This window comes from Streptomyces sp. NPDC004658, from assembly GCF_040609555.1.
Lineage (GTDB): Bacteria > Actinomycetota > Actinomycetes > Streptomycetales > Streptomycetaceae > Streptomyces.
The window spans coordinates 34,024-40,998 of record NZ_JBEXKG010000062.1 but is presented as its reverse complement, the minus strand read 5'-3'; the positions used below and the strand labels follow the sequence as shown (position 1 = coordinate 40,998).

The window sequence follows — 6,975 nt, the reverse complement described above, 5'->3', positions numbered from 1 at the left end:
CCGGCCGCGGGGTGCCGCCGACGGGGGCGCCCCAGGTGGCGCCGGGGCCGGGGACACCGTTGTCGTCGGAGCGGCTGCGGACCATGAGGACGGTGGCGAGCAGCGCGAGCGAGGTGAGTCCGACGCCGAGGGCGACGGCCTTGCGGTGGCGGTGCACGGACCCGGTGCGGTGCACGGACCCGGTGCGGTGCCGGCCGCCGGTGACCGGGGGCGCGGCCGGGGGGACCGGCGGGGGCGGCCACTCCTCGGGGACCGGGACCTGCCACTCCTCCGGGACCCCGCGGCCGGGCCGTGAGTCGAGGTAGCGGCGCGCTCCCCAGCCGAGCACGGTCTCGGCGAGCAGCAGGGGCAGGCCGGTGTCGAAGAGGCCGAGTTGTTCGGCGGCGTACCGGCAGTGGGAGCAGACCGCCAGATGCCGGCGTACGTCCGGCAGCAGGGCGCCGCCGCGCCGGATGGGAACGTCGAGGAGCCGGTTGTGGAAACGGCATTCCTTGGTGGGCGCGAGTTCGCGGTGGGCGCGTACGCAACCGGCGCGGAATTGCTCGCGTGCCTGTTCCAGGGCGGATGTCGCGGTGGCCGTGTCGAGCCCCAGCAGACCGGCCGGTATGTTTATGGGTTCGGCCTCGACCTCGGTGTGCCAGAGAAGGCATTGCGCGGTGCCGGGAAGGGCCCGGAATGCGCGGGCGGCGAGCTGCCTGCTTTCCGGCGGCCCGGGCTTTGTGGCGCGCAGCCCGCGTCCGCCGGTGGTTTTGCGCAATTCCGGCAGGGCGATACGGGCCGCCTCGTCCGCGGCCCAGGCGCGGACGGTGTCACGGGCGGCGACCAGCAGCCGCGGACGCAGGGCGCCGCCGAGCACGCCGTCCGTCGCACGGCCGAGCACCTGGTGGAAGGCGGCGGTGGCCACCAGCTGGGCACCGGGGCCGGCGGCTGCCAGGCAGACCACGGCGTAGTCGCGGGTGGCCCGCCAGTGCCGGGCGAGCAGCAGCGCGACGGCGTGGTGATGGCCGTCGTCCGGGCCGCACAGCCGGGCGACGAGCGCGCGGTCGGGCTCCCCGGCCGGGCCGGGAAGGGGTGGATGGGGCGGGCGTGGGGGGTGAGAGGACTGCACGGAACCATTTCCTTTCCAGCCGCGGGACCGCATGTGGGGGGCGGGTTTTGCGGGAAAGCAGTGCCTGATTGGTGCATACCTAAAGGGCCGGCCTTGGCGTCGACGCCGTCTGCCTTTGCCCCTCCGTGGGGAGGCTCACCTTGGCACAGGCGGCTCACCGGAAACAAGAAGTGAGAATGCCTCAGGCGGCAAAGTCGGTTTACCGCAGGCGGGTTACCCCCGGTATCCGCGAAAAACGTCCCCGGCCGGCCGTTCCGATCCCTGTCGGGAGACGGGCCGCAAAGCCCCTGCTATCGTGCGCCGATGTCATCGATCAGACAGTTCCAGGTCACCTTCGACTGCGCGGAACCCGAGCGCGTCGCGCGGTTCTGGTGCGAGGTGTTGGGGTACGACGTACCGCCGCCGCCGAAGGGGTTTGCCACGTGGGACGACTACCATCGCTCGCAGCCGCCGGAGGAGCGGGGTTCGTGGTTCGCGTGCAGTGACCCCTCGGGCGTGGGCCCGCGCCTGTACTTCCAGCGCGTCCCCGAGGGGAAGGTCGTCAAGAACCGGGTGCACCTCTGCGTGCGCGTCGCCACCGGACTCGTCGGCGAGGAGCGCCTGGCGGCGCTCGAGGCCGAGTACGCGCGGCTCCTGCCGCTCGGCGCGGTACGCGAACGGCTCCTGTACGACGGCAACGACGCGTGCATCGTCATGCAGGACATCGAGGGCAACGAGTTCTGCCTCGACTGAACCGCCGCCGGCCGGCGGCGGAGTCGGTACGTCCGCCGCCCCGTGCCGGAGCGGTGCGTCGCGCGGCGCCCCGCTCCGGCACGCCGGGAGCGGGGCGCGGTGCTCAGTTCTGCCGGTCGTTCGGCCGGAGGGTCCACACGACGGTCATCTCGCCGGTCACGGCGCCGTCCGCACGCCGGATCTCGACCGACACCGGGAACTCGGGGCGCTGTCCGGCGTCGAGTTCGGCGACGACCTCGGCGGCCGGGCGGCCCAGCGTCGCGGTCGCGGTGACGACGCCCATGGCCAGCTTCTTGTAGGCGATCTCGGCCCGCACGGCGAGTGGCACGGCCCGCGAGAGCTGGTCCCCGAAGGCGGCCAGCACGATGGCACCGCTGGCCGACTCCCCGAGGGTGAACATCGCACCGGCGTGCGGGCCGCCCACGTGGTTGTGGTACTCGCTCTGGTCCGGCAGCGAGACCACGGCCTTGTCGGGCGCGGTCTGAAGGAACTCAAGGTTGAGGGTCCGGGCCATGGGCACGGTGGCGGCGAGCATGTCGCCGATCGACATCCGGTCTGCGCTCATGACCTCATGTTACTCATGAGTAGCCAGGGCTGACCAGGGAAGCCACTAGGGTTACTGGCCATGTGGCCAGATCAGCAGCCGCCAGGGGGCGCGCCGAACCCGCAGCAGAACCCGTATCAGCAGCCGGGTTACCAGCAGCCGAACCCGTACCAGCAGCCCGGCTACCAGCAGTACCCGCAGGCAGGCCCGTACGGTCAGCAGCCGCAGGCCGGCGCCTACGGTCAGCAGCCGCAGTGGGGGCAGCCCGGACAGCCCCCCGGCGCGCCCGTGCCCCAGCCCCCGCAGGGCGGTGGCGGTCGCACCAGGCTCGTGGCGATCGTCGCGGCCACGGCGGTCGTCGTCACCGCGGCCGTGACCGGCTACCTGGTGCTGGGCGGTTCGCAGGACGACGAGGCGGACAACGGCAAGGGCGGACAGCACACGAGCCCGTCGCCGACGGCCACCGAGCCCGCCTCGCCGGCGTCGTCCGCGACCGGCGACCCGCGCGGCAACGAGACGGAGAAGCCGACCGTGGCGGGCTGGAAGGTCGTGGTCAACCCCAAGTACGGCACGGCCTTCGACGTACCCGCCGACTGGGAGGTGGAGCGGCCCGGCGTCTTCTCCTTCTTCGAGGACGAGGCGAAGGGCGACGGCTCCGCCTACATCGGCTTCTCCGGCACCACGTTCCTGAAGCCGGACTACTGCACCTCCGACGACAGCGGCACCAAGGAGTCGCACGCGCTGGCGGGCAGCGGCACCAAGGGTGAGAACGGCGCCAAGGACACGGCGAGCATCGCCCGCGGCGACTCCGCCGCCTTCGCCTTCGGCGGGTACACCGACCAGTCGAAGGCCGCCAGGAAGTACCTGCGGATCGGCGAGGCGAAGCCCTTCACGACGGCGTCGGGCGTGAAGGGCAGCGTCGCGACGTCGTACGTCACCGGCGTGCCGAAGAAGAACAAGTGCGACACCGACGGCAAGGCCACCACGTTCGCCTTCAAGAACTCCACGGGCAGCTTCGTCTCGTGGACGTTCTACGGCGCGAAGGGCGTCAAGGACGAGGTGCCCGACGCGACCATGAACAAGATCCTCAGCACCGTGCGGCTGCACGGCGACCCGATCGCGGACTGATCCCCGCGCCTCCGCGATCCGCCCACAACGTCCGCAAACTCGCTTGGCAGAGCGGGAACCGGGCGGGGATAGTCGGCCGGTGACCCAGACCTCCGGCTCCCCCGCCCGTCCCCGTGGACCCGCCTGGGCGGGGCGCAACTACTCCCTGCTGACCGCGGCCGCCATCGTGACGAGCCTCGGCGCGAACGGCTCGCTGATCGCCGCCGCGTTCGCCGTGCTGGAGTCGGGCGGCGACGGCGGGGACGTCGGCCTGGTGGCCGCCTCCCGCACCCTGCCGCTGGTGGTCTTCCTGCTCATCGGCGGCGCGGTCGCGGACCGGCTCCCCCGGCACCGGGTGATGGTCGCCGCCAACACGCTCAACTGCCTCTCCCAGGCGGCGTTCGCGGCCCTCGTCCTCACCGGTGAGCCCCGGCTGTGGCAGATGATGCTGCTCACCGGGCTCGGCGGCACCGGGCAGGCCTTCTTCGGCCCCGCCGCGGAGGGCATGCTGATGTCCTCCGTGGAGGGCGAGCAGGCGGGCCGGGCGTTCGCCGTCTTCCGCATGGCCACCCAGGGCGCGGCCCTCGGCGGTGCGGCACTGGGCGGCGCCCTGGTCGCGGCCGTCGGCCCCGGCTGGGTGCTCGCCCTCGACGCGGCGGCCTTCGCCGTCGCCGCCGCACTGCGCTCCTTCCTCGACGTCGGCCACATCCCGCCGCGCGCACCGGGCGGGGGCATGCTGGCCGATCTCCGCGAGGGCTGGCGGGAGTTCACCGGCCGGCCCTGGCTGTGGGGCATCGTCGTGCAGTTCTCGATCGCCAACGCGGTGGTCGGCGCGGCCGACGGGGTCTACGGCCCCCTCGTCGCCCGGGACAGCCTGGGCGGCGCGGGCCCCTGGGGCCTGGCCCTGGCCGCGTTCGGCGCGGGCACGGTGGCCGGCGCCCTGCTGATGACCCGCTTCAAGCCCCGGCGCCTGCTGCTCGCCGGCACGCTGTGCGTCTTCCCGCTGGCCCTGCCGGGGGCCGCACTGGCCGTGCCGGTGCCGGCGGGCGTGCTGTACGCGGTGATGTTCGTCGCGGGGACGACGGTGGAGGTGTTCGGCGTCTCCTGGATGACCGCGCTGCACCAGGAGATCCCCGAGGACAAGCTCTCCCGGGTCTCGGCCTACGACTGGTTCGGCTCGGTCTCCCTCATGCCGCTCGCCACGGCCCTGGCCGGCCCGGTCGAGGCCGCCGTCGGCCGCACGGCCGCCCTGTGGGGCTGCGCCGGGCTGGTGGTCCTGGTCACCGCCCTGGTGCTGCTGGTCCCGGACGTCCGGAACCTCACCCGCCGCACCCGCCCGGTCGCCGGCTCCCCGGCGGGATCAGCCGATGCCGAACGCCCCGTCGGGGGGCTGGGGTGACGGTACGGCGTCGGCGTCCTCGACCGGCCGCGCACCGCCGATGAACTCCCGTACCGCCGGGCCGTGTTCGACCCGCGCCGGAAAGGCGTCCGCCGCGGCGCGCCGGGCCGGCGCGGCGGTGTCCAGCGGCCGGTGCGAGGCCACGACCACCGCGTTCCCGAACCGCCGCCCGCGCAGCACGGCCGGCTCCGCGATCAGCGCCAGCTCCTCGAAGACCGCCGCCAGCGTGGCCAGTTGGGAGCGGAGGAACGCGAACGGCGCGGCGTCCGCGAGGTTGGCCAGGTACACCCCGTCGGCCCGCAGCACCCGCTCGGCCTCGCGGACGTAGGCGAGCGTGGTCAGGTGCGCCGGCACCCGGGACCCGCCGAACACGTCGGCGATCAGCACATCGGCGTGGTCGTCGGGCGCGCCCTCCAGCCAGGCCCGGGCATCGGCCGCGTGCAGCGCGATGCCCGAGCCCTCCGGCAGCGGCAGCCGCTCGGTGACCAGCTCCAGCAGCCCCCGGTCGGCCTCGACGACGTCCTGCCGGGAGCCGGGGCGGGTGGCGGCGAGGTACCGGGGCAGCGTGAGCGCTCCCCCGCCGAGGTGCACCGCGTCCACCGCCCGCCCGGCCTCGGCCACGGTGTCCAGGACGTACCCGAGCCGCCGCGCGTACTCGAACTCCAGGTACTCCGGCTCGTCGAGATCGACGTACGACTGCGGTGCGCCGTCGACCGTGAGCAGCCAGGCCCGCTCACGGTCGACGTCCGGCATCAGCTTGGCGGTGCCGTGGTCGGTGGTGCGGGTGACGGGTATCGATGCGTTCACCTCTCCATTGTCGGCGCCCGTGTCGCCGCCCCCTCACCCCACCGCGACGACGGTCCCCGCCCCCACGGTGCGCCCGCCCTCACGGACCGCGAAGCCGAGCCCCGGCTCCAACGGCACCTCCCGGCCCAGCTCCACGCTCATCTCGACCGTGTCGCCGGGCCGGGCCACGGCCACCTCGCCGAGGTCCACGGAGCCCACGACGTCCGCCGTCCTGATGTAGAACTGCGGCCGGTAGCCGCTGACGACCGGCGTCGTACGGCCCCCCTCGCGCGCGGACAGCACGTACACCCGCGCCGTGAACCGCCGGCCCGGCACCACACTGCCCGGCGCCGCGACCACGTGCCCGCGCCGGACGGCGTCCCGGGGCACCCCCCGCAGCAGGAGGGCCACGTTGTCCCCGGCCTGCGCCTCCTCCATCGGCTTGCCGAAGGTCTCGATCCCGGTGACCACGGTCTCGGTGTCCGCGCCGAGCACCGTCACGCGGTCGCCCAGCCGGAGGGTCCCGCGCTCCACGGCCCCGGTCACGACCGTGCCCCGCCCGGTGATGGTCAGCACGTTCTCGACCGGCAGCAGGAACGGCGCGTCCAGGTACCGCTCCGGCATCGGCACGTACGTGTCCACCGCGTCGAGCAGCGCCTCGACGGAGGCCGTCCAGCGCGGGTCGCCCTCCAGGGCCTTCAGCCCCGAGACGCGGACGACGGGGACGGCGTCGCCCGGGTACCCCTGGCCGGTGAGCAGGTCACGCACCTCCAGCTCGACCAGGTCGGTCAGCTCCTCGTCCCCCGCGTCGGCCTTGTTCAGCGCGACGACGATGTGGTCGACGCCGACCTGCCGGGCGAGCAGGACGTGCTCGGCCGTCTGCGGCATGATCCCGTCGAGCGCGGAGACGACGAGGATGGCCCCGTCGAGCTGGGCGGCGCCGGTGACCATGTTCTTGACGTAGTCGGCGTGGCCCGGCATGTCGACGTGGGCGTAGTGCCGGGTGTCGGTCTCGTACTCGACGTGGGCGATGTTGATGGTGATGCCGCGGGCCGCCTCCTCCGGGGCCCGGTCGATGCGGTCGAACGGCACGAAGGTGCCGGTGCCGCGCGCGGCGAGGACCTTGGTGATGGCGGCGGTCAGGGTGGTCTTGCCGTGGTCGACGTGACCCATGGTTCCGATGTTCAGATGCGGCTTGGTGCGCACGTAGGCCGTTTTGGACATGGCTGTACCTCGAAGCCTCTCAGCCGTGAAGGGAGACGCGGGACCCCGGGGACCGGCCGACCCTCCCCCTGCGGG

6 protein-coding genes and 1 pseudogene are annotated in these 6,975 nt (G+C 73.6%); 3 read left to right on the top strand and 4 right to left on the bottom strand.

The features are described from left to right. A pseudogene (locus ABZV94_RS21780) lies at window positions 1-1,108 on the bottom strand (hydrolase); the annotation flags it as partial. A gap of 303 nt (window positions 1,109-1,411) precedes the next feature. Here ABZV94_RS21780 and ABZV94_RS21775 point away from each other — a divergent pair. Then, the gene (locus ABZV94_RS21775) at window positions 1,412-1,840 is read left to right on the top strand and encodes a VOC family protein (RefSeq protein WP_356342552.1); all 429 of its coding nucleotides are present in this window, start codon (window positions 1,412-1,414) and stop codon (window positions 1,838-1,840) included. Window positions 1,841-1,943: 103 nt separating this feature from the next. Here the strand turns inward: ABZV94_RS21775 and ABZV94_RS21770 are convergent, their stop codons facing one another. Then, window positions 1,944-2,390 carry a DUF4442 domain-containing protein gene (locus tag ABZV94_RS21770; RefSeq protein WP_356342556.1) on the bottom strand — a complete coding sequence of 149 codons (447 nt, stop codon included), beginning with the start codon at window positions 2,388-2,390 and terminating at the stop codon, window positions 1,944-1,946. 75 nt (window positions 2,391-2,465) lie between these two features. Here ABZV94_RS21770 and ABZV94_RS21765 point away from each other — a divergent pair, with 75 nt between their 5' ends. Both ABZV94_RS21765 and ABZV94_RS21760 read left to right on the top strand, forming a co-directional pair. Beyond that, a complete protein-coding gene (locus ABZV94_RS21765; protein WP_356342550.1) occupies window positions 2,466-3,512 on the top strand; it encodes a hypothetical protein in 1,047 nt (348 codons plus the stop codon). Between the two features lie 79 nt (window positions 3,513-3,591). Then, entirely contained in the window at window positions 3,592-4,890 is a 1,299-nt protein-coding gene (locus tag ABZV94_RS21760; protein ID WP_356342547.1) for an MFS transporter, read from the top strand. On the opposite strand, the gene ABZV94_RS21755 is transcribed toward ABZV94_RS21760, so the two are convergent. Both ABZV94_RS21755 and tuf read right to left on the bottom strand, forming a co-directional pair. Next, the gene (locus tag ABZV94_RS21755; RefSeq protein WP_356342545.1) at window positions 4,852-5,697 is read right to left on the bottom strand and encodes a fused MFS/spermidine synthase; all 846 of its coding nucleotides are present in this window, start codon (window positions 5,695-5,697) and stop codon (window positions 4,852-4,854) included. The two genes, ABZV94_RS21760 and ABZV94_RS21755, sit on opposite strands and share 39 nt — an antisense overlap. Before the next feature lie 33 nt (window positions 5,698-5,730). Then, a complete protein-coding gene (gene tuf / locus ABZV94_RS21750; protein WP_356342543.1) occupies window positions 5,731-6,900 on the bottom strand; it encodes an elongation factor Tu in 1,170 nt (389 codons plus the stop codon). Window positions 6,901-6,975: the final 75 nt, after the last annotated feature.

Bases quoted from the DNA above. Each gene is read 5' to 3' on its own strand.
- ABZV94_RS21775 (WP_356342552.1), top strand. From the start codon at position 1,412: ATGTCATCGATCAGACAGTTCCAGGTCACCTTCGACTGCGCGGAACCC.
- ABZV94_RS21770 (WP_356342556.1), bottom strand. From the start codon at position 2,390: ATGTCGATCGGCGACATGCTCGCCGCCACCGTGCCCATGGCCCGGACC.
- ABZV94_RS21765 (WP_356342550.1), top strand. From the start codon at position 2,466: ATGTGGCCAGATCAGCAGCCGCCAGGGGGCGCGCCGAACCCGCAGCAG.
- tuf (WP_356342543.1), bottom strand. From the start codon at position 6,900: ATGTCCAAAACGGCCTACGTGCGCACCAAGCCGCATCTGAACATCGGA.